At 68.1% G+C, this 21,281-nt stretch carries 24 protein-coding genes; 9 read left to right on the forward strand and 15 right to left on the reverse strand.

Features of this window, described 5'->3' with window-relative positions; genetic code table 11:
* Positions 1–2: 2 nt before the first annotated feature.
* Together ACFCYE_RS10100 and ACFCYE_RS10105 are read left to right on the forward strand one after the other, a co-directional pair.
* A complete protein-coding gene (locus ACFCYE_RS10100) occupies positions 3–2,018 on the forward strand; it encodes an aldo/keto reductase (RefSeq protein ID WP_376178399.1) in 2,016 nt (671 codons plus the stop codon).
* Positions 1,997–3,031: a LacI family DNA-binding transcriptional regulator gene (locus ACFCYE_RS10105; RefSeq protein ID WP_376178401.1), complete on the forward strand. Its 1,035-nt coding sequence runs from the start codon at positions 1,997–1,999 to the stop codon at positions 3,029–3,031. The genes ACFCYE_RS10100 and ACFCYE_RS10105 overlap by 22 nt, the downstream gene beginning before the upstream one ends.
* A gap of 25 nt (positions 3,032–3,056) precedes the next feature.
* On the opposite strand, the gene ACFCYE_RS10110 is transcribed toward ACFCYE_RS10105, so the two are convergent.
* From ACFCYE_RS10110 to ACFCYE_RS10150, 9 genes are all read right to left on the reverse strand, one after another.
* Positions 3,057–3,812: an amino acid ABC transporter ATP-binding protein gene (locus tag ACFCYE_RS10110; RefSeq protein WP_376178403.1), complete on the reverse strand. Its 756-nt coding sequence runs from the start codon at positions 3,810–3,812 to the stop codon at positions 3,057–3,059.
* Positions 3,809–4,600 carry an amino acid ABC transporter permease gene (locus tag ACFCYE_RS10115; RefSeq protein WP_376178404.1) on the reverse strand — a complete coding sequence of 264 codons (792 nt, stop codon included), beginning with the start codon at positions 4,598–4,600 and terminating at the stop codon, positions 3,809–3,811. Before ACFCYE_RS10115 ends, ACFCYE_RS10110 begins: the two co-directional genes overlap by 4 nt.
* Positions 4,601–4,631: 31 nt before the next feature.
* Positions 4,632–5,450 carry a transporter substrate-binding domain-containing protein gene (locus tag ACFCYE_RS10120; RefSeq protein WP_376178406.1) on the reverse strand — a complete coding sequence of 273 codons (819 nt, stop codon included), beginning with the start codon at positions 5,448–5,450 and terminating at the stop codon, positions 4,632–4,634.
* Between the two features lie 144 nt (positions 5,451–5,594).
* Complete coding sequence (locus ACFCYE_RS10125) at positions 5,595–5,897, reverse strand: Dabb family protein (protein ID WP_376178407.1); 303 nt, start codon at positions 5,895–5,897, stop codon at positions 5,595–5,597.
* The gene (locus tag ACFCYE_RS10130; protein WP_376178409.1) at positions 5,894–6,151 is read right to left on the reverse strand and encodes a glutaredoxin family protein; all 258 of its coding nucleotides are present in this window, start codon (positions 6,149–6,151) and stop codon (positions 5,894–5,896) included. The genes ACFCYE_RS10125 and ACFCYE_RS10130 overlap by 4 nt, the downstream gene beginning before the upstream one ends.
* Entirely contained in the window at positions 6,148–6,450 is a 303-nt protein-coding gene (locus ACFCYE_RS10135; protein ID WP_376178410.1) for a rhodanese-like domain-containing protein, read from the reverse strand. Before ACFCYE_RS10135 ends, ACFCYE_RS10130 begins: the two co-directional genes overlap by 4 nt.
* 108 nt (positions 6,451–6,558) lie before the next feature.
* Positions 6,559–6,657 (reverse strand): 30S ribosomal protein bS22, encoded by a 99-nt coding sequence (locus ACFCYE_RS10140; RefSeq protein WP_003792170.1) that lies wholly within the window; start codon positions 6,655–6,657, stop codon positions 6,559–6,561.
* A gap of 123 nt (positions 6,658–6,780) precedes the next feature.
* Entirely contained in the window at positions 6,781–6,972 is a 192-nt protein-coding gene (locus ACFCYE_RS10145; RefSeq protein WP_376178412.1) for a helix-turn-helix domain-containing protein, read from the reverse strand.
* Positions 6,973–7,068: 96 nt separating this feature from the next.
* The gene (locus ACFCYE_RS10150) at positions 7,069–7,989 is read right to left on the reverse strand and encodes a TetR/AcrR family transcriptional regulator (protein WP_376178413.1); all 921 of its coding nucleotides are present in this window, start codon (positions 7,987–7,989) and stop codon (positions 7,069–7,071) included.
* Between the two features lie 104 nt (positions 7,990–8,093).
* Between ACFCYE_RS10150 and ACFCYE_RS10155 the strand changes: the two genes are divergently transcribed.
* Positions 8,094–9,014 carry an ATP-binding cassette domain-containing protein gene (locus ACFCYE_RS10155; RefSeq protein ID WP_376178415.1) on the forward strand — a complete coding sequence of 307 codons (921 nt, stop codon included), beginning with the start codon at positions 8,094–8,096 and terminating at the stop codon, positions 9,012–9,014.
* Complete coding sequence (locus ACFCYE_RS10160; RefSeq protein WP_376178416.1) at positions 9,011–9,826, forward strand: ABC transporter permease; 816 nt, start codon at positions 9,011–9,013, stop codon at positions 9,824–9,826. Before ACFCYE_RS10155 ends, ACFCYE_RS10160 begins: the two co-directional genes overlap by 4 nt.
* Before the next feature lie 57 nt (positions 9,827–9,883).
* Here the strand turns inward: ACFCYE_RS10160 and ACFCYE_RS10165 are convergent, their stop codons facing one another.
* Positions 9,884–10,291, reverse strand: a complete 408-nt coding sequence (locus tag ACFCYE_RS10165; protein ID WP_376178417.1) for an ArsR/SmtB family transcription factor — start codon at positions 10,289–10,291, stop codon at positions 9,884–9,886.
* A gap of 86 nt (positions 10,292–10,377) precedes the next feature.
* On the opposite strand from ACFCYE_RS10165, the gene ACFCYE_RS10170 reads away from it, so the two are divergent.
* Both ACFCYE_RS10170 and ACFCYE_RS10175 read left to right on the forward strand, forming a co-directional pair.
* The gene (locus ACFCYE_RS10170; protein ID WP_376178419.1) at positions 10,378–11,808 is read left to right on the forward strand and encodes a TrkH family potassium uptake protein; all 1,431 of its coding nucleotides are present in this window, start codon (positions 10,378–10,380) and stop codon (positions 11,806–11,808) included.
* Positions 11,801–12,472 carry a TrkA family potassium uptake protein gene (locus tag ACFCYE_RS10175; RefSeq protein WP_243232707.1) on the forward strand — a complete coding sequence of 224 codons (672 nt, stop codon included), beginning with the start codon at positions 11,801–11,803 and terminating at the stop codon, positions 12,470–12,472. Before ACFCYE_RS10170 ends, ACFCYE_RS10175 begins: the two co-directional genes overlap by 8 nt.
* Positions 12,473–12,493: 21 nt before the next feature.
* Here the strand turns inward: ACFCYE_RS10175 and ACFCYE_RS10180 are convergent, their stop codons facing one another.
* Both ACFCYE_RS10180 and proC read right to left on the reverse strand, forming a co-directional pair.
* Positions 12,494–12,781 carry a DUF1905 domain-containing protein gene (locus ACFCYE_RS10180; RefSeq protein WP_376178421.1) on the reverse strand — a complete coding sequence of 96 codons (288 nt, stop codon included), beginning with the start codon at positions 12,779–12,781 and terminating at the stop codon, positions 12,494–12,496.
* A 1-nt stretch (position 12,782) separates the two neighbouring features.
* Complete coding sequence (proC, locus tag ACFCYE_RS10185; protein WP_376178423.1) at positions 12,783–13,622, reverse strand: pyrroline-5-carboxylate reductase; 840 nt, start codon at positions 13,620–13,622, stop codon at positions 12,783–12,785.
* Positions 13,623–13,702: 80 nt separating this feature from the next.
* Here proC and ACFCYE_RS10190 point away from each other — a divergent pair, with 80 nt between their 5' ends.
* Positions 13,703–14,674, forward strand: coding sequence for a cation diffusion facilitator family transporter (locus ACFCYE_RS10190; RefSeq protein WP_376178425.1), 972 nt, complete (start codon positions 13,703–13,705; stop codon positions 14,672–14,674).
* 16 nt (positions 14,675–14,690) lie between these two features.
* On the opposite strand, the gene tadA is transcribed toward ACFCYE_RS10190, so the two are convergent.
* Complete coding sequence (gene tadA / locus ACFCYE_RS10195; RefSeq protein ID WP_376178427.1) at positions 14,691–15,146, reverse strand: tRNA adenosine(34) deaminase TadA; 456 nt, start codon at positions 15,144–15,146, stop codon at positions 14,691–14,693.
* 44 nt (positions 15,147–15,190) lie between these two features.
* Between tadA and upp the strand changes: the two genes are divergently transcribed.
* Positions 15,191–15,823, forward strand: coding sequence for a uracil phosphoribosyltransferase (gene upp, locus ACFCYE_RS10200; RefSeq protein WP_376178429.1), 633 nt, complete (start codon positions 15,191–15,193; stop codon positions 15,821–15,823).
* A gap of 24 nt (positions 15,824–15,847) precedes the next feature.
* Here upp and ACFCYE_RS10205 read toward each other — a convergent pair whose 3' ends face one another.
* Together ACFCYE_RS10205 and nadE are read right to left on the reverse strand one after the other, a co-directional pair.
* Positions 15,848–19,327, reverse strand: coding sequence for a TM0106 family RecB-like putative nuclease (locus tag ACFCYE_RS10205; protein WP_376178430.1), 3,480 nt, complete (start codon positions 19,325–19,327; stop codon positions 15,848–15,850).
* A 61-nt stretch (positions 19,328–19,388) separates the two neighbouring features.
* Positions 19,389–20,207 carry an ammonia-dependent NAD(+) synthetase gene (nadE, locus tag ACFCYE_RS10210; protein ID WP_376178432.1) on the reverse strand — a complete coding sequence of 273 codons (819 nt, stop codon included), beginning with the start codon at positions 20,205–20,207 and terminating at the stop codon, positions 19,389–19,391.
* Between the two features lie 121 nt (positions 20,208–20,328).
* Between nadE and ACFCYE_RS10215 the strand changes: the two genes are divergently transcribed.
* Positions 20,329–21,279, forward strand: a complete 951-nt coding sequence (locus ACFCYE_RS10215; protein ID WP_376178433.1) for an aldo/keto reductase — start codon at positions 20,329–20,331, stop codon at positions 21,277–21,279.
* The last annotated feature ends 2 nt before the right edge of the window (positions 21,280–21,281 follow it).

Here is a 21,281-nt window from a genome sequence, read left to right on the forward strand (position 1 = left end):
TGGTGACCCCTCAGCTCGCAGTCGAAGAGACACAGACCCGTACCGGCGGATGGGCCGTGCTCGGCCCGGGGAACATCGCCCGGCGCTTCCTCGCCGGACTCGGCTCCAGCACTGGAGAACTCGTCGCGGTCGGCAGCTCCGACGCCTCACGCGCCCGCGCGTTCGCCGATGAGGCCCAGCAGCAGGGCGCCACCGACGTCACGGCGGACGACTACGCGGGGGCGCTCGCCGACCCGCGCGTCGACGCGGTCTACGTCTCCAGCGTGCACACCGCCCACGCGGACCTCGTGCTCGCGGCCATCGCCGCCGGCAAGGCCGTCCTGTGCGAGAAGCCGCTCGCGGTGAACCACGGCACCGCGATGGCGCTGGTCGACGCCGCCCGACAGGCGGGGGTGCCGCTGGTCGAGGCGTACATGTACCGCTTCCACCCGCAGACGAGGACGGTGCTCGCTCTCGTCCGCGACGGAGCCATCGGCCGCGTCCTCCACATCGATGCGTCGTTCGCCTTCCGCGTCGGTGAGCGTCGAGGACGCCTCTTCGACCCGGCCGTCGCCGGTGGCGGCATCCTCGACGTCGGCGGCTACCCCGTCACGATGGTGGCGGCGATCGTCGACGCGGCAGACGGCGTGCACGCCTCCGAGCCGGTCGAGCTGACCGCGGGCGGCGTGCTCGGACCGACGGGCGTCGACGAGTGGACGGTCGCCACGGCGACCTACCGCAGCGGAATCACCGCGACGCTGACGACCGGCATCATGGCGCCTGCGGAGAACTCCGTGACGATCCTCGGCGAGAAGGGAAGCATCCGGATCGTCGATCCGTGGATCCCCTCCGGCGACACGACGATCGAGGTCACGACGACCGACGGCGTGCAGAACATCACGATCGAGTCCACCGACGCCTACGGGCTGGAGGCCGACGCGACCATCGCGACGGTGCGCGACGGCCGTGCGGATGCGGCGGAGATGACCTCGGCGGAGACGCTCGCGACCGCGAGGACCCTCGACCGCTGGCGGGCTGCGGTCGGTCTGCGCTACGCCTTCGAAGCCGAGGACGCGAACATTCCGCCGGTGCGGAGCGGATCGTCCGGAGGCGATCGCAGTCAGATGCGATACGGGGAGATCGCCGGAATCGACAAGCGCGTCTCCCGCCTCGTGATGGGCGTGGACAACCAGCCCGATCTCGCGCATGCCTCTGCGGTCTTCGACGCCTACGCCGAGGCGGGCGGAAACGTCTTCGACACGGCGTACATCTACGGCGACGGCGATCTCGAGAAGCGCCTCGGACGGTGGATCGCGAACCGCGGCATCCGCGAGGAGGTGGTCGTCATCACGAAGGGCGGGCACACCCCGCACTGCGATCCCGAGTCCGTTTCGCGCCAGTTGCTCGAGAGCCTGGAGCGGCAGGGCACCGACTACGCCGACATCTACATGCTCCATCGAGACAACCCGGACATCCCCGTCGGCGAATTCGTGGACGTCCTGGACGAGCACGCGCGTGCCGGCCGCATCCGGGTCTTCGGAGGATCGAACTGGACTCCCGAGCGCATCGATGAGGCGAACGCCTACGCGGCCGCGAACGGACGCCAGGGGTTCGGCGTCGTCAGCGATCACTTCGGGCTCGCCGAGGCGTACGACGTGCCCTGGGCGGGATGCGTGCACGTGACCGACGAAGCATCCCGACGCTGGCTCGAAGAGCGGCAGATCCCCCTGCTGCCCTGGTCATCGCAGGCGCGCGGCTTCTTCACCGGTCGTGCCCGCCCTGACGACCGCAGCGACGAGGAGCTCGTGCGCTGCTACTACAGCGACGACAACTTCGAGCGACTCCGCCGTGCAGAGCACCTCGGCAAGGACCGCGGCGTGCCGACCACGGCGATCGCACTCGCGTACGTTCTGGCGCAGCCGTTCCCCACATTCCCGCTCTTCGGACCCCGTACGATCGAGGAGACCCGCTCGTCGATGCGGGGACTCACCGTCGATCTGACGCCCGAAGAGGTGGCATGGCTGAATCTGCGAAGCTGAGCGGCACGGGTGCCCCCGACACCCCGGGGGCACCCGCCGGTCGCCGACGCGCGACCATCCACGACGTCGCCGCCGCAGCCGGTGTCTCGCGCCAGACAGTGACGCGGGCGATCAACGACATGCCCGGTATCAGCGTCGAGACCCGACGCAGAGTGCTCGACGCCGCCGGCGCGCTCTCCTACCGCCCGTCGCGCTTCGGACGAGGCCTGGTCACCGGCGGCGACCCGCAGCTCGGCCTCGTCGTCGATGACCTGCGCAATCCGTACTCCCCGGAGCTCGCGGCGGCCATCGTCCGCCGCGCGGCCATCGAGGGATGGAGCGTCTCCCTTGTCGACATCCGGCTGGCGGGCGCCGCGGATCGACTCCTGCACTCGCTGCACGCCCAGGTGGACGTCGTCGTCGGCTACCTCGGCGAGTGGGCGCTCGAATGGGAGAGCCGGTTCGGTGCCACTCCGCTCATCCTTCTGGATGCCGATGACGACACGGCGCACCCCGGCGTGCGTCTGGATCCGTCGGTCGCGATCGAGGATCTCGCCGCCCACCTCGTCGCCGTCGGCACCCGTCGCCCGGTCGTACTGGATGCTTCGGCACGGCACGCGACCAGCGCGCGGGGGCGCTCGATGATGGCGGCCCTCGAGCGCCACGGCCTGGCACCCGAGCTGGTCCACGCCGAAGCCTCCACCCCGGAGCACGCCTCGGCCGTCGCCGCCCAGATCATCCGCAGGGCGACTCCGCCGGACGCGATCGTGGCGTTCAATGACCTCATGGCGTTCGGCATCCTGTCCGCGTGTCGTCACGCGGGCCTCGACGTTCCGAACGACATCCGCGTCGCAGGCGTCGACGGCCTCGCGATCGGCACCCTCGTGGCGCCGACGCTCACGACGCTCGCGGTCGACTTCGACGAGGTCGCCCGGCACGCGCTCGAACTGTCCGTGGCGCTGCGTGACGGCGACTCCGCGGTCGATCGGCACCGCATCGCGACCCATCGCCTCGTCCTGCGCGAGTCCGCCTAGGAACGCTCCCGGCCGAGACGGTCCGCTACAGCACGCGCGAAAGGAAGTCCTTCGTGCGCTGATGCTGCGGGTCGGCGAGCACGGCCCTCGGGTCGCCCTCTTCGACGATGACGCCGCCGTCCATGAAGATCAATCGAGATCCGACCTCGCGCGCGAAGCCCATCTCGTGGGTCACGACGAGCATCGTCATGCCCTCCTCGGCGAGCGAGCGCATGACCTGCAGCACTTCGCCGACCAGTTCGGGGTCGAGCGCGGACGTCGGCTCGTCGAACAGCATCATGTCCGGATTCATGCACAGCGCCCTGGCGATCGCCACGCGCTGCTGCTGACCGCCGGACAGGTGCCCGGGATACGCGTCGACCTTCTCGGCCAGGCCGACCCGAGCCAGCATCTCGCGGGCGACCTTCTCGGCATCCGTCTTGGACCTCTTCAGCACCCGACGCTGCGCGAGCGTGAGGTTCCCGAGCACGCTCAGATGCGGAAAGAGATTGAAGCTCTGGAACACCATGCCGATCCGCGTGCGGACCCTGTCGATGTCGGTGTCCTCATCGAGGATGTCGATCCCCTCGATGAGGATCTGGCCGCCGGTCGGCTCCTCGAGCAGGTTCACCGATCGCAGCAGCGTCGACTTGCCGGAGCCGGAGGGCCCGATCACGCAGACGACCTCGCCTGCGGACACGGTCAGGTCGATGCCCTTGAGCACCTCGTTGTCTCCGAACGACTTCACCAGGCCGCGGGCCTCGATCGCCGGAGCGTGGATGTCGATCAGATCCGTGCTCATCGCTGCCTCGCCAGTCGTCGTTCGAGCCACGCGGCCAAGCGCGTGAGCGGGATGGTCACGATCAGGTAGAGCGCCGCCGCCACGACGAGAGCCGTGCCGTTCGCTGTCGCCGACGAGCTGTCGCGGGCGAACGTGGTCAGCTCGCGCGACATGATCGTCGTGCCGGCGATGTAGACCAGCGATGTGTCCTTGAGCAGCAGGACGAACTCGTTGGTCAGCGGCGGGATGATGATGCGGAACCCCTGCGGCAGCACGATCCAGAACATCGTCTTGGTCGGCGACATGCCCAGCGATCGGGATGCCTCGGTCTGGCCCTTCGGAACCGCCTGGATGCCGGCGCGGATGACCTCGGCCATGTACGCCGAGGCGACCATGATCAGCCCGACCACGCCCTGCGCCGCCGGGCCGCCGGGAATCTTGATCCCGAGCCCGATGGGCAGCATGAACGCCACGGCGAAGATCGTCAGCAGGGCGGGCAGCCCACGGAAGAGCTCGATCCACGCGGTGGCGAACCAGCGGAACGGCAGGATGCTGGAGAGCTTGAGGATCGCCAGCAGGATGCCGAGCAGCGCACCGCCCGCGAATCCGATCAGGGTGTACATCAGGGTGTTCGCCAGCGCGACCGTGATGATGTCAGGGAACAGGCCGGCAGCGACCTCGGGGTTCAGGAACTGCTTGCTGAACCGTGGCCAGTCGGTCGCCAGGATCGCCCACCCGAAGATGATGATGAAGATCGCGTACATCGCGACCCGGTACAACCGCTGCCGTGTTCTGCGTTTCATCGCCATCGTCGCACCTCGTCGTACGGGAAGATACGGGTCACTCGGCGGCGAAGTAGGAGTCGTAGATCTCCTGGTAGGTGCCATCCTCCTGCAGCTCGGCGAGTGCGCCGTTCACGGCCTCGAGGAGCTCGGCCTTCTCGTCCTTCGCGAAGGCGAAGCCGTAGGACTCATCCGTCTCGTACTCCTCGACGATCGTGTACGTGTCATCGGCGCGCACGTGCTCGACGTTCACCGGCAGGTCCTGCAGGATCGCGTCGATCTGTCCCGCCTGGATGGCCGGCCACAGCTCACCGTCGGACGGCAGACGGAGGATCTCGGTGCCCTCCGGCGCGTTCTCGGTCGTGTAGGCCTCGCCCGTCGTGCCCTGCTGGACGCCCACCGTCTTGCCCGCCAGGTCGTCGATCGACTCGATGCCCGAATCGGCCGGAACCATCAGCGACTGCAGCGAGTCGTAGTACGGGTCGGAGAAGTCGATGTTCGCCTTGCGCTCGTCCGTGATGGTCATGGCGGAGGCGCCGATGTCGCACGTGCCCGCGAGCAGGGTCGTGCCGGACTGCAGCGCGTCGAAGCCGGTGTCCTGCACCGCGATCTTCAGGTCGAGCTTCTCAGCGATCGCCGTCAGCAGGTCGATGTCGAAGCCCGTGAATCCGCTCTCGGTGCTGTCGTCGAAGTCCTCGAACGGCGGGTAAGGCACGTCCGAGCAGACGGTCAGCGTGCCCGCTTCGACGAGGCCGTAATCCGCGCCGCCCTCTGGTGCTTCCGCTCCGGGATCTGAGCCGCCGGCGCAGCCGGTGAGGACGAGCACGGACGTCGCCGCGAGGGCGAGTCCGGTGGCGATGGTGCGACGACGGGTCATGATCGCTCCTGTGTTCCGGGGCGATGGCGCCCTCTGACGGGGTGGGTGAACACATCTAAACACGTCGCGGCGCCGACGACCGTGGATAATCGCCGTCACGAGGTTACGTTTCGGTTTCAGCAGTCGTGGTACCGGGTACCGGGTTCAGACCTCGAAGTCGACAGCGACGCGTCCGGACACGACCGATCGGATGTAGCCGGCCGCCTCTTCGTGCGCCGGATGCACCTGATACGTCTCGAGTGCCGCGGCGTCCGCGAAGTCGGCGACGAGCGTGACGTCCCAGTTCGCGTCCGGATACAGAGTGTTCGCCCCGGCTGAGATCGTCAGCAGCCCGGGGACGACGCCGTCGAGGGCGTTCAGTCGCCGCGCGACCTCGGCGGCCTGGCCGGCGCGCTCTGCAGCATCCTCGCTCGCGAGCTTCCATGTGACGACGTGACGGACGGTCATGCTCTCTCCAGCCTCTCGCGCAGCCGGTCGGGAGAGACCCGCCAGTGCGCGTGGAGTTCGCCGTCGATGAGGACGACGGGGATCTTCTCCCACCACAGCTCGTACAGGGCGGGATCGTCGTTGATCGAGGCCTCGGTGACCTCGATGCGGTCGGCGGCGTCGTCGGGGAGCTCGGCGATCACGGCTTCGACGACGTCACGCGCGACATCGCACAAGTGGCAGTCGGATTTGCCGATGAGGGTGAGCGCGGTCACGCTGCCGGGGTCTCGATCTCGCGCCCCTGCGCGATCCACTCCCCCGTGCCCCCGTCGACGTTCGTGACGTCGTAGCCGCGCGACTCGAGCGCCTCGACGACGCGCGCAGAGCGTCCGCCGACCTGGCAGATCACATCGAACGCCTCGTCCGGCAGCTCGTCCAAGCGGCTTCCGATCTCGGACATCGGGATGTTCACGGCACCGGGAACGTACCCGCGGGCGAACTCATCGCGTTCACGGACGTCGATGAGCGGAGTGCCGGAACGCGCGGCGAGTTCGGCGACGGTGATTGACTTCATTGCTTCCTCACGGGCAGGATCGCAGAGATCAGGGCTCACGGGAGAGACACAAAGCGCCCCCTGTCGACTCGCTCGAGGAGCAGTCGGGGGCGCTCGTGTCTGGGCCGCTTACTTCTTGTTGCGGCGCTGGTGGCGAGTCTTGCGAAGCAGCTTGCGGTGCTTCTTCTTCGCCATGCGCTTGCGGCGCTTCTTGATGACAGAACCCACGGAAACCTCACTACGTCAGGGGCTGGATGTCGCACAATTCGGGACACCCGGGTACGGGCACGGAAAAATGCCTCGGATCAGTCTAGCAAACGGTTGGGGCCGCGCTGATCACGCGGCGGTGGATCAGCCAGCGTCGGCGATCGGACGCCGCAGCGCCTCGGCCACGGCCGACTCGGGTACGCGATAACTGCGGCCGAACCGGATCGCCGGAAGCTCTCCGGAGTGCACGAGCCGGTACACGGTCATCTTCGAAACGCGCATGATCTCGGCGACCTCGGCGACCGTCAGGAAGCGAACGTCTGGAACTTCGGGCATCCCCTGTACCCCTTTCTGCTGAAGCACACTCTAGGCCGAAGGTGTCACGCCTGTAAACCCGCGTGACTGCTGTGACCCCTGGGACGCCTGTGATCGTCAGCCCCTGGCGATGCGCTCGTGAGCATCGCGCAACGCCTGCCGTTCCACCTTGCGCGCCGCGCGAAGCGCCTTCTCGGCCTCGCGCACCGTCTTCTGCGCCTCGCGATACCGCTTGTCCCCCGCGGCTTCGGCCGGGTCGATACCGAGCCAATCCTGCGCGGGGCCGGGCTCCTGTCCGTTCGCGAGACCCTCGATGTACATCCCGATGCCGTCGAGAACACGTTCCGTCGCGAATCGGAACGGATCCCGCTCATCCATGAAGACACCGGCATCGATCGCCCGGCGAAGATGGGGGTACTCCTCCGCAGCGATGACCCGATCGAACAGCGCCGCCTCTCTGGCCGTCACTTCATCCGGCGTGAGTCCGGTGCTGCGCGCCTGCTCGGAGTAGCCGGCGATGACCATCCCGTACCACCGCGCCTGACCGGTCATCGCCAGCGCGACGGCCAGTCGCTCCGTCTCGCTCAGCGGCGTCTCGGCGAGCGCCTCGAGCCCCGCCTCGATCCACGCCGAGCTGTTCGGGGTGATCGGCGACCCCGTGATGGGCAGCGACAGGATCCACGGGTGGCGCAGATAGATGAGCACCTGCGCCTCGAACAACGCACGGAGCGTGTTCCGCCAGCCCTCGTGCTCCCGCGCATCCTCCGGCGGAACGCCGGTCGCCTCCTCCTGCATGAGCAGCAGGAGATCGTCCTTCGCGCTCACGTACCGGTACAGCGACATCGGCGTGAACCCGAGCTTGGCCGCCACGGCGGCCATCGAGACGGCACCGATCCCTTCGGCGTCGGCCAGTTCGACCGCGGCTTCCACGATCCGCTCGACGCTCATCTCGCGTTTCGGCCCGCGTTGCGGGTTCGCAGCGACGCCCCACGCGAGTGCGATGCCGCGAGGCAGCTCTGGCAGTTCCTCGTCCGTCATGCCGCCATCCTACTTCTGTTTATTTACTAAACCGTGTGTTATGGTCATACACGGTTGTATCGGACATACACAGTTTACGTGCTGCACAGAAAGGAATCACGATCATGACCGCACCCGCGATCGAGGTCGAAGCTCTGCATAAGCGCTTCGGCGATCACGTCGTCCTCGACGGCATCGATCTCTCCGTCCAACGCGGTGAGGTGTTCGCTCTGCTCGGACCAAACGGCGCCGGCAAGACGACGGCGATCAACATCCTCACGACCCTCACGAAGCCGGACACCGGTCGCGTCGTCGTCGGCGGATTCGACGTCCGCTCCCAGCCGATCGCCGTCCAGCAGCGCATCAGCCTGACCGGGCAGTCCGCCGCCGTCGACGACGCCCTCACGGCCACCGAGAACGTCGTCATGTTCGGTCGGCTCTCCGGCCTCAGCCGATCCGCCGCCCGCCGCCGCTGCGCCGAGCTTCTCGAGCGGTTCGGCCTGACGGATGCCGCCTCGCGCACCGTCCGGACGTACTCCGGCGGCATGCGCCGACGACTCGACCTGGCGCTGAGCTTCGTCATCACCCCTGAGATCCTCTTCCTCGACGAGCCGACGACCGGGCTCGACACCCGCAGCCGGCGCGATCTGTGGGACATCATCCGTGCGATGGCGGATGCCGGGACCACCGTGTTCCTCACCACGCAGTACCTGGAAGAGGCCGATCAGCTCGCCGATCGGATCGCCGTCCTGAACGACGGACGCATCGCCGCGCTCGGCACCGCCGACCAGCTGAAGTCCCGGGTCGGCGGCGACACCGTGGAGGTGCACGACGCGCACGGAGAACTGATCCGCGAGATCGCGACCGACGGCACGCTGCCCGGGCTTCGCCGCGCTCTGGATCAGCTGGACGAGCAGGGTGCCGAGGGCACGGTGACGCTGCGCCGTCCGACCCTCGACGATGTCTTCCTCGCCCTCACAGGAGCCGCCACCGTCCGGGGTGCCGACGCGCTCGTCGACGCCGCATCCACGAAGGAGTCCGCATGACCAGCCTGACCGCCGCGCCTGCGGCACCCACCGCGCCCGCTCTGCGCCCCCGCCTGCGCGGCGCGACCGCCGAGTTGATCTTCGTCGGACGCAGCATGCGTCATTCCCTGCGCGACGGGGAGTCGCTGCTCATGGCGATCATGCTCCCCGTCATCCTCATGCTGATGTTCACGTGGGTGTTCGGCGGCGCGATCGATCCGTCAGGGGCCTACGTCGACTACGTCGTCCCCGGCATCATCCTGACGTGCGCCGGATTCGGCGCGTCGTCGACCGCCGTGTACGTCGCGAACGACATGCGCACCGGCATCATCGACCGGTTCCGGACAATGCCGCTGCGTGCCGGAGCCGTGCTCACCGGTCATGTGGTGGCGAGCCTTATCCGCAACCTCGTCGCGACTGCCCTCGTCATCGGGGTCGGTGTGCTCGTCGGCTTCCGGCCGACCGCCGACCTCGGCGACTGGATCGCGACCGCGGCACTCATCGCGCTCTACATCCTCGCCATCACCTACCTGTTCGCCGCGATCGGGCTGGCCGCCGGCTCCCCTGAAGGCGCGAACGGCTACGGATTCATCCTGCTGTTCCTGCCCTACCTGTCGAGTGCGTTCGTACCGGTCGCGAGCATGCCCGAGTGGCTGCAGCCGATCGCGCAGTATCAGCCGATCACCCCGATCATCGAGACCATCCGGTCGCTGCTCATGGGCACGTCGGTCGGCTCGGAACCGATCTGGGCCGTGATCTGGTGCCTCGTGATCCTCGCGATCGCCGTGGCCTGGGGCGCGTGGCTGTTCCGTCGCAAGGCCGGACGCCGCTGACCTCGGCATCCGATCCGAACCCGTCCGGCGCATCAGGCGTCGGGCGGGTTCGCCGTCTCAGCCGCCGAGTCGCTTGAGCGCGCTCTGAACCACGTGCTTTGCGGATGCTGCGGCGCGACCGACCGCTTCGGCCGCGTGCGCTGCGCTGTCCGGCAGCGGGACGAGGTCCAGATCCGTGCGCTCGTCGAACGCGTCGACGAGGAACGGCATGAGCCAGTCGTCCACGACCTCGAGCGGCTCGATGGCCAGGCTGTAGTACCGGCGCTGGCCGTCTTCTCGCACCGTGACGAGATCCGCCTCGCGCAGCACCTTGAGGTGCTTCGAGACGGTCGGCTGGCTGATGCCCAGCTCGCTGACGATCTGGGTCACGCTGGTGCCGGCATCCCCATCGGAGGACCGCCGGAGCAGGAGCTGGAGGATGTCTCGCCTCGTGCCGTCCGCGATCACGTCGAAGATGTCGGTCATGTGATCAGGGTAGTCGTCCGCCGCGCGGAGTACCATGACGAAGGCTTCGCAACGAGCGAGTCCAGCGGTCGAACAGGAAGGGAACGATGTCGGCAATCCGCTCTGTCGTCTCTCCCCGACGTGGGCTGCAGCGCGCTCTCCAGTTCGTGAAGCACGTGATCACCTCATCGCCGTCGCGATTCGCGATCGTCATCTTCGCTTCGCTGATCCTCGTGTTCACCGCGCTGCTGTCGTTGCCGATCGCCTCGGCGTCCCGGACGGTCACTCCGCTCGCCGACGCGCTGTTCACCGCGGTGTCCACGATCTGCGTCACCGGACTCGCGACCGTCGACATGGCGACGCACTGGTCCGGGTTCGGGCACGTCGTCATCTTCATCGGCGTCAACATCGGCGGCATGGGCGTGCTGACGCTCGCTTCGCTGATGGGGATGGTGATCTCGAAGCGCCTCGGTCTGCGCGCCAAGCTCATCGCCGCCGGCGACACGAATCCCCTGCGCGCGCACGGCGGCCCCGTCAACGAAGGGCAGACCGTCCGCCTCGGTGAGGTCGGCCAGCTGCTGACGACCGTGGCACTGTCCACCCTGGTCATCGAGGGGGTCGTGGCGATCCTTCTCTACCCCGGCCTCGTCATGGCGGGCATCGACCCGCTGGTGGCCCTGTGGGAGGCCCCGTATTACGCCGCGATGTCGTTCACGAACACCGGCTTCACCCCGAATGTCGGCGGCGTCGGCGTCTTCGCGGACGACTACTTCGTCCTGACCGTCCTGATGGTGAGCGTCTTCCTCGGCAGCATCGGGTTCCCCGTGATCTACACGCTCGCCAAGCATCACTGGCATGTCGCCCGGTGGTCGCTGCACGCCAAGCTGACGCTCATCACGACGGTCATCCTGTTCTTCTCCGGTGCGGCCGTCTTCCTGATCCTGGAGTACGACAACCCGGGAACGTTCGGGTCGATGGATGCCGTGGACACGACGTTCCAGGCGTTCTTCCTGTCCGCCATGACCCGCTCCGGCGGGTTCAGCGTCGTAGAGATCGGCGAGCTCAACGGCTCGTCGCTGGTCGCCGGCTCCATGCTGATGTTCGTCGGCGGCGGCTCTGCGTCCACCGCAGGCGGCATCAAGGTGACCACGCTCGCCGTCCTCGCGATCGCCGTCTGGTCGGAGGCCAAGGGACGTCAGTCGGTCGAGGTCTTCGGCCGCCGCATCCCGAGCGATGTGCAGCGCGTCGCGCTCTCGGTCGTCGCCTGGGGCGCGACCATCGTCGCCCTGTCGACCATCGTGATCGCGCAGATCACCAAGGCGGACATCAGTCACGTCCTGTTCGATGTGATCTCCGCGTTCGGCACGGTCGGATTGTCGACCGGCCTCACCGGGGAGCTCCCGGATTCCGCGTCCTACGTCATGGCATTGACGATCTTCATGGGGCGCGTTGGTACAGTGACTCTCGCCGCGGCGGTCGCCGCGACATCGCGCACGCAGCTCTACTCGCTGCCCGTGGAAAGGCCGATCGTTGGTTGACGTCATCCGGGGCGATGCCCCCGTTCTCGTGATCGGGCTCGGACGCTTCGGCGCCGCGTGCGCGGGCGAACTGGATCGACTGGACCGCGAAGTGCTCGCGATCGACGAGAGCCTCGAGCTCGTGCAGAAGTGGTCCGATCGGGTCACCCACACCGTGCAGGCGGATGCGCGCAACATCGACGCGCTGCGCCAGATCGGCGCGCAGGACTTCCAGGTCGCGGTCGTCGCCGTCGGATCGCTCATCGAGGCATCGGTGCTCATCACCGCGAACCTCGTCGACCTCAAGGTCCCGCAGATCTGGGCGAAGGCCGTCTCCCAGTCGCACGGCAAGATCCTCGCCCGCGTGGGCGCCAACCACGTCATCTATCCCGAACGCGAGGCCGGCGAGCGCGTCGCGCACCTCGTCAGCGGCCGGATGCTGGACTTCATCCGCTTCGACGACGACTTCGTACTGGCGAAGATGTACCCGCCGAAGTTCATCCGCGGCGTCGGCCTGAATCAGTCGGGAGTCCGGACGAAGTACAACGTCACCGTGGTCGGCGTGAAGAGCCCCGGCAAGCCGTTCCGCTACGCCGAGGCGGACACGGTCGTGACGAACCACGACCTCATCATCGTCTCGGGCACGAACGTCGACATCGAGCGCTTCGCCAGCCTCGACCGCTGAAGTCCGGCCCGGAGCCGCCGCTCAGGCGTCGATGTCGAGCGCGATCTCGATCTCGTCGTCGACGGCGATGGACTCGGCATCCTGCAGCGCCTTCTTTATCGGCACGATGTAGCCGCCGTCCTTCGGCCACAGCGACGTCGGCAGAGTCGTGCCGCCGACCGTGACCCGGACCGGGATCATTCCCCAGCCGTACGTCACGATGCCGGACACGTCGTGGATCATCTCGCTCTCGACGGGCGGCACTGTGACGAAATGGAAGGGCGCGGGCCCCCGCCAGTACCAGACCTTCCCCGCGAAGCGCAGCTCCATGTCAGGCCCCGGCGGCGATCTCCCTGGCGCGCGCCAGTGCCGCATCGGTCGCTTCGGCGAAGACCGTTTCGAGGTGCGCGTCCTGCAGCACGGCGACCGCCCGCTCGGTGGTGCCCTTCGGGCTCGTCACGCGGCGGCGGAGCTCCACGGGGTTCTCGCCGGACGCATCCAGCAGCGCCGCTGCGCCGATGAACGTCTGCTCCGCCATGAGGCGCGCATCCGACTCGCTGAACCCCTTGCCGATCGCCGCCTTGGTGAGCTCCTCGATGAGGAGGAACACGTAGGCGGGGCCGGAACCTGAGATCGTCGAGAGGGCGTCGATCCTGTCCTCTGGGACCTCGACGACCGCGCCGACGAGTTCGAACAGACGACGCACGACGGCCAGGTCCTCCGTGGAGACCGCAGCGCCGGGCGCGAGTCCGGTGACCGCCTTCCCGACCGTCGCCGGGGTGTTCGGCATCGACCGGATCACGCGCACGCCGTCGCCGAGGTGCTCGGCGAACGTGGCCAGGGTGACGCCGGCCGCGAGGCTGACGATGATCGCGTCCTGGCGCAGCACAGGGGCGATCTCCCGGAGCAGGTCGGGCACCATCGCCGGCTTCACGCCGACGAGGATGACGCGTGCGTCTGCCGCGGCATCCGTGTTCCCGTCCGGCCGTTCGTCGAGCGCGATCGCGGTGACGCCGGCGAAGTCCGCGAGGCCGGCGGCCTTCTCCTTCGTGCGGTTCGTCGCGACGATCCCACCCTCGACGGGGATGCCGGAGGCGACCACGCCCTGCAGGATCGCACCCCCCATCGAACCCGCACCGAGGAACGCCAGAGAAGGAAGGGAGTCAGCCATGACGTCATCCTATGGCGGCCGATGGCGGACGCCCCGACGCGGCTCCTGCGCCGGCCGAACGCCGGAACTAGACTCGGGCCATGAGTGCAACCGGCGGCGGCAAGGCCATCCTCGCGGCGTTCCTGGCGAACCTGGGCATCGCTCTGGCGAAGTTCATCGCATGGGCGCTATCGGGCTCGGCATCCATGCTCGCCGAGGCCATCCACTCGGTCGCCGACTCCGGCAATCAGCTGCTGCTCATGCTCGGCGGACGCAAGGCGAAGCGCGTCGCCGACCGCGAGCATCCGTTCGGCTATGGCCGGGAGCGCTACGTCTACGCTTTCGTCGTCTCGATCATCCTGTTCTCCGTCGGTGGCGTGTTCGCCATCTACGAGGGCATCGACAAGCTCACGCATCCGCACGCGCTCGACGATACGTGGTGGTGGCTGCCGATCGTCGTCCTGGTCGTCGCGATCGGGTTGGAGTCCTTCTCGCTGCGCACGGCCGTGCGCGAGAGCAACCTGGTGCGTGAGAAGGGCCAGTCATGGGTGTCGTTCGTGCGTCGAGCGAAGGCACCGGAGTTGCCCGTCGTCCTGCTCGAGGACATCGGGGCCCTGACGGGTCTGACCTTCGCCCTGCTCGGCGTCGGGCTGACCGTGATCACCGGAGACCCGCTGTTCGATGCCCTCGGCACGCTCATGATCGGCACGCTGCTCGTGCTGATCGCGATCATCCTCGGTGCGGAGACGAAGAGTCTGCTCGTCGGCGAGGGGGCGAACCAGGCCGATCACGACCGCATCGTCGACGCGATCGTCTACGGCCCGGAGGTCGAGAAGCTCATCCACCTCAAGACGCTGTACCTGGGCCCCGACGAGCTGCTGGTCGCGGCGAAGATCGCGCTGCCTTCGGACAAGACCGTCCGCGAGGCCGCAGACGACATCAATGACATCGAGAAGCGGATCCGCGAGGCCGTGCCCGTCGCCCGCGCGATCTACATCGAGCCCGACATCTACCGTCCCTCGCTCGATCCAGAGCCGTCGACCGATGTGTTCGTGCTGAAGTCAGCGGACTGACCCGCCGGTACCGAGTTCAGCGCCGAGCTTCGAAGAAGTCGCGCAGCAGGCCGGAGGCGTCCTCCTCGAGGAGACCGCCGACGACCTCGGCCCGGTACGGCAGTCGCCGGTCGCGCAGCACGTCGTACATGGAGCCCGCGGCGCCGGCCTTCTCGTCCCACGCGCCGAACACGACCCGCCCGATCCGCGCCTGCAGGATCGCTCCGGCGCACATCACGCACGGCTCGAGCGTCACCACGAGTGTGTGACCCTCCAGGTTCCAGGAGCCCAGGGATGCCGCGGCGCCGCGCAGCGCCACGATCTCGGCGTGCCCGGTGGGATCGTGCGTCTCCTCACGGGTGTTCCGGCCCTCCGCGACGATGCGGCCTGACGAGTCCAGCACGACCGCGCCGACGGGCACGTCGCCGGTCGCCGCCGCGTCTCGAGCGAGGTCGAGCGCACGCAGCATCCCCTGCTCATCGGATCCGGACATATCTCGACTCTATTGCCGAGGGCTGTGGGCATTACCCTTGATCCATGCGTGTTCACGTGGCAGACCACCCCCTCATCACCCACAAGCTCTCGGTGCTGCGCGACGCGCGCACGCCCTCGCCGGTTTTCCGCCAGCTCACCGAGGAACTCGTGACGCTGCTCGCCTACGAAGCGACGCGGAACGTGCGGGTGTCCCCCATCGAGATCACCACCCCTGTGACGACCACGATGGGTGTGAAGATCTCCGAGCCTCGGCCGATCGTCGTGCCCATCCTGCGCGCCGGACTCGGGATGCTCGAGGGCATGGTCAAGCTGCTTCCGACCGCCGAGGTCGGGTTCCTCGGCATGGTCCGCGATGAGGAGACGTTCGAGCCGACCACGTACGCCGAGCGTCTTCCGGACGACCTCAGCGACCGCCAGTGCTTCGCGATCGACCCGATGCTCGCCACCGGCGGCTCTCTGGGGGCGGCGATCCAGTTCCTGTTCGACCGTGGGGCCAAGGACGTCACGGCGATCTGCCTGCTCGGCACCCCTGAGGGCGTCGCCGCGATCGAGAAGCTCGTCGGCGACCAGGACGTGACCCTCGTGCTGGGTGCGCTCGACGAGCGCCTCAATGAGAAGGGCTACATCGTGCCCGGTCTCGGCGACGCCGGCGACCGGCTCTACGGCACGGTCTGACCGCCGACGCGCGGGGTTGCGCGCTCAGGCTGCATCGACCAGCCGCGCGAACGCGCTGAGACGGGCGACGCCCTCGGCCGACCACGGGAGATCGTCGAGCAGCGCCGGCGAATGCACGAGGTAGGCGACGCTCTTGGCGCGGGAGATCGCGACGTTGAGCCGGTTCTGCAGCAGCAGGAACTCCGGACCGCGCGGCGCGTCCCTCCCGCTGGATGCCGCGAGCGAGGTGATCGAGACGACCGCCTCCTTCCCCTGGAAGTTGTCGACCGTGCCGACCGGGACCCGGTCGAAGCCGGCATCCGTCAGGATCTCGTGGATCAGTTGCTTCTGCGCGTTGTACGGCGCGACCACGATGATGTCCTCCTGATCGAGGGGGCGCGGCGACGCCCCCGCCATGGCATCGGAGTAGGTGCGGCCGAGCAGGTCGCGCACGATCCGCAGCACCTCGGCCGCCTCTTCAGGCGATTGCGTCGCGTTGCCGCGGTGACGGACGGGTACGACGTGCAGGCCGGGTTCCCTGCCCTCGACAAGGCGCCCTTCCGTGCCCGGTGCCGACGCCAGTCGTCCTGCGTACGCCAGTTGCGAGACGGGTTCCGCGACGGCGGGATGCATCCGCCAGGATGTCGCGAGGAAGTAGCCGTACGCCGGATCCAGCACCTGCTGTCCGGCCATGACCCACCCCAGCGCTGATGTGTCGACCGGCTCAGGGTGGGTGCCCTGACTCACCTGCGGCAGCTGCTGCGGGTCGCCCAGCAGAAGGAGGTTCTTCGCTCCGGCCGCCACCGCGATCGTGGAGGCGAGCGAGAACTGCCCCGCCTCGTCGATCACGAGCAGATCGAGACCGTCTCGGTCGACGCGTCGCGTATTGCTGAAGTCCCACGCGGTGCCGCCGACGACGAAGCCCTCGGGATGCTCGCCGATGAACGACGCCATGCCGTCCTTGGGGATCACCGTGTAGGGCGGCTCGACGCCGGGATCCTTCGGATGCTTGGCGACCTGGGCCGATGGCACACCGTCCTCGATGACGCGGCCGAGGAGCGTCTCGACGATCGCGTGCGATTGCGCGACGACGCCGATCTTGAAACCGTGATCGCGGACCAGGCGCGAGATCACCTGGGAGCCGGTGAAGGTCTTGCCTGTGCCAGGCGGGCCCTGAACCGCGATATAGCTGCGGTCGAGGTCGAGGATCCCGTGGATGATCGCGTCGATCGTGTCGTCGCCGGCCTGCGGCAGCGCCGCACCCGATGTCGTGCGCGGCACCGCTCGTCGGAGGATGTCGCTCGCAGCGTCTCGCGGGAAGTCGGGAGCAGCGAGATGCACCGACTGCGCCCATTCCTCGATCGCCTTCTGCTGGGATACGACGTTCGGCGGGGACGCCGGCGCGAGCGCGAGCGGCAGATCATGCCACGTCTCCCCCTGCACGGCGCGCTCGCGCACGATGTAGCCGTCGTCCAGCACTTCGACGATCTCGACCTCATGCGGGACGTGGATGACCCGCGACAGATTGTCGACCTGGAATGGCGCCGGCGTCTCGTAGAGCGCGAACGGGCGCCCTCCCGCACCGAGGGTGCTGCCGGGTGCCACCTCTCCGCGCAGCTCGAGGAGCCGGGTCAGGCTGCGGTTCCCCTCGGCGACGCCCCAGTCCTCGAGCGTTCGGCAGCGGCCGATGTCGATGCGCAGAACATCACGGGTCTGCTCCCAGACCGAGACCGGTTCACGCAGTCGCTGGAAGTGCCCCTGCCAGAAGCTCTTCGCCTCACGCGGGTAGTAATCGATCGCGGCCGCGGCGACCCGATGCACCTCGCCGTCTCCCCCGCCACGGACCGCCGCCTCGCCATCTGCGAGGAGCGCCAACGAGAGGGCGGACGGCTCGTACGCGCGTGTCTGCAGCTCATCGGGCGGCGCGGGGAGCACGCCCTCCTGCTTCGCGAGCCCGATCAGCCAGTCGCGCAGTCGACGCGTGGAGACGCAGTCATAGCGGTTGTAGTCGGCGAGGTCGGTCAGGACCGCCTCGGCCTCCGACACCTGGCCGGCGGCTCTCAGCTCGCGTGCCTGCACGTACTGGACGATCGAATCGTCGCCCTTCTGCACGTCGCTCGTGCGGACCTGGTCGCCCATGTAGAGCGGCTCGAGCTTCTTGATGGAGTACGATCGCGAGCCGACGCGCACGGAACGCAGGACCAGCGGGTAGAGGTCCACGAACACGCCTTCGCGGAGGAGCCGGTCGACGTCGGCCTCCCCCACCCCGTGCCGGGCCGCCATCGCTGACAGGTGCGAGGTCTCGTACGGTGCGTAGTGATAGATGTGCATGTCGGGATGCGTCTGACGGCGCAGCTTCACGAACGCCAGGAAGTCGAGCAGCGCCTGCTTCTCGTCGGCGAAGGTGTGCGCCCACAGCGCGGTGTACTGCTCAGCGTTGTCGATCCAGCCGAACAGGTAGTCGATGCCCCAGTCGGGCCTGCCGCTTCGCACGGCGTCATCGACTGGCTCCGTGTACAGCGGATCCCCCTCGAAGTCGAAGAAGATGTCACCATGGCTCGGGCGCGGCATGAGCCCGATCGCATGCGCCGAGACGAGTTCGAAAGGCGGCGCATCGGCCGCATCGAGCGGCGCACCGGCCTGCAGACGCGCCTGGGCGCGCAGTCCGGCGAAAACGTCCGCGTTCATGCCCTCCGGGACCTCGTCAGCGAGCGCGAGATCGTCTATGGTCCGGATTCCGGCTGCCCGCAGCTTCTGCCGTTGCACCGGGCGCATCCGCGCCACCATCAGCAGGTCGCGGTGCGCGAGAACCTGTTCGTCGCAGGTCGCGCACCGGCCGCAGGCCCTCACCTGCAGATCGCCACGGTCGTCGCCCCACGCGAGCGGCGAGCCGGTGCCGCCGTCGCCGACACGGCGATCGGCGATGAGCGCGCGCAGTCTCGCCCTGCGGACTCGGAACAGCGGCAGGAGGTCATCGACCGCGTGCGTGCTGAGCGTGCCGTCACCGAGGATGAGATCGACGTGGTGCGAGCGAGGGACACCGAGCCCGTCCAGCTGATCGACATATGCCGCGAGCTGCATGAGCGCGGTGACCCTGGCCGTACGGGCGAGCTTCGAATCCTGCACACGCCAGCGCCCGTCATCCTCACGCAGCAGGAAGTCGGCGAACCCGACGAACTCATCCGTCGAGAACGCCGCCTGGAACAGCACCAGCGCGTCGGAACGGAGCGCTTCGTTCGTCTCGACGACGGCCGCAGTGAGAGCGGCTGCGTCGCGGGAGGACACTTTGGCCACCTCGTGGACGGCGGCGCCGTAGCGGTCGCGATACGCCTGCAGCACGTTCTGCTCGTGCACGTCTCCGAGCTCGGCGGCACGGCGCAGCGTGGCGTCTTCCGGTTCTTCCACAGCCGGGATCCGACCGAGCTTCGCGTCGATCGCACGGCACCAGGCGAACTCGCACTCGGCGGCCAGCTTCAGGTCGCTGGCGCTCCAGATGACGCGCTGCGCCTCGGTGTCGATCCTCATGCTTCGAGACTAGTTCCGGGGTCGGACACGGCATCCCGTGCACCCCGCAGGGCGGAAGCGGTCAGCGCCACCAGGTGTCGGTCGGAGTCACAGGCAGTTGTCGCTTGTGCTCGCTGGCGAGGTACTTGCCCTCGATGCGCGCTGCGACCTCGGCATCCACCGGCACGCCTTCCAGGTAGTCGTCGATCTGCTCGTAGGTGAGACCGAGCTCGTCCTCGTCTGCACGACCGGGCTGACCGTCCAGCAGATCGGCGGTCGGCACCTTGAGCCACAGCCGGTCCGGAGCGCCGAGCTCGCGCAGCAACGTCTTTCCCTGGCGCTTGGTCAGGCCGGAGAGGGGAAGCAGATCAGCCGCACCATCGCCGAACTTCGTGTAGAAGCCGGTGACCGCCTCGGCCGCGTGGTCGGTTCCGATGACCAGCATCCTGTCGTGTCCGGCCAGTGCGTACTGCGTGACCATGCGGACGCGGGCCTTGATGTTGCCGCGGTTGAAGTCGGAGATGTCGGCTCCGGCGGCCTGCTCGATGTCCTTCTCCACACCGTCGACGCCGTGCTGGATGTTGACCTCGATGGCGCGATCAGCCGCGATGAACTGCAGGGCGGCGGCCGCGTCATCCGCGTCCAGCTGGACCCGATACGGGAGCCGCACCGCGATGAACGATGCTCTGGCCCCCTGCGCGCGCGCCTTCTCGACGGCGAGCTGGGCGAGCCGACCCGCGAGCGTCGAGTCCTGCCCGCCCGAGATGCCGAGCACGAACCCGTGCGCACCCGTGGTCACGAGATAGTTCACGAGGAACTGCACCCGTCGGTCGATCTCCGCCCTCGGGTCGATCTCGGGCTGCACACCGAGGGCGGCGGCGATCTGATGCTGAAGCGACACGGAATCCTCCACTCTGTCTGCGTCCAGTATCGCGCGCACTCATTACGAGCGGATGACATCGCGGCGGAATACCCCGCCACACGGCGGACTTGTCTTCAGCAGACGACGAAAGTGAGACCCCATGACCCTGATCGGCCGCAGCGACCTCGACGTGTTCCCCCTCGCCCTCGGTGGCAACGTCTTCGGCTGGACCGCCGATCGCGATGCCTCGTTCGCGATCCTCGACGCCTTCACGGACGGCGGCGGCGATTTCATCGACACGGCGGACGGGTACAGCGCGTGGGTTCCGGGGAACTCGGGCGGCGAGAGCGAGACGATCATCGGCGAATGGCTGGCGTCACGCAAGCCGCGCGATGTCGTCGTCGCGACGAAGGTGAGCACGCATCCCGAATTCCGCGGTCTGTCGGCGAAGAACATCCGCGCCGCCGCCGAGGCCTCGCTGAAGCGTCTGGGCCTCGAGACGATCGATCTCTACTACGCGCACTTCGACGACGAATCCGTTCCGCTGGAGGAGACCGTCGCAGCCTTCGGGCAGCTTGTGACGGACGGCCTCGTGCGCCACACGGCGGTCTCGAATTACTCCGCCGACCGCATCCGGTCCTGGATATCGATCGCACAGGATGCCGGGACGGCGCTGCCCGTGGCTGTGCAGCCGCACTACAACCTCGTGCATCGCAACGACGTCGAGGACGACATCATCCCGGTCGCCGAGGAGTTCGGCCTCGACCTCGTTCCGTACTACGCGCTGGCCAGCGGCTTCCTCACGGGGAAGTACCGGTCGGAGGATGCTTCGGCGGTGGCGTCCGCTCGCGCCGGCGGAGCGTCGAAGTACGCCACGTCTCATGGCCTGCGCATCATCGACGAACTAGAGCGCATCGGCACGGCGCACGGCGCATCGATCGCGTCCGTCGCGCTCGCCTGGCTGCGGTCGCAGCCCACGGTCGTCGCCCCCATCGCCAGCGCGTCGCGCGTGGAGCAGGTGCCGGATCTGCTGGCGAGCGCACGGGTGCAGCTGAGCGCGGAGGAGATCGCGTCGCTCAGCGCCGTGTCGGCCTGGTCGTACGCGAACTGAGC

This window comes from Microbacterium sp. NPDC056234, assembly GCF_042267585.1.
Lineage (GTDB): Bacteria > Actinomycetota > Actinomycetes > Actinomycetales > Microbacteriaceae > Microbacterium.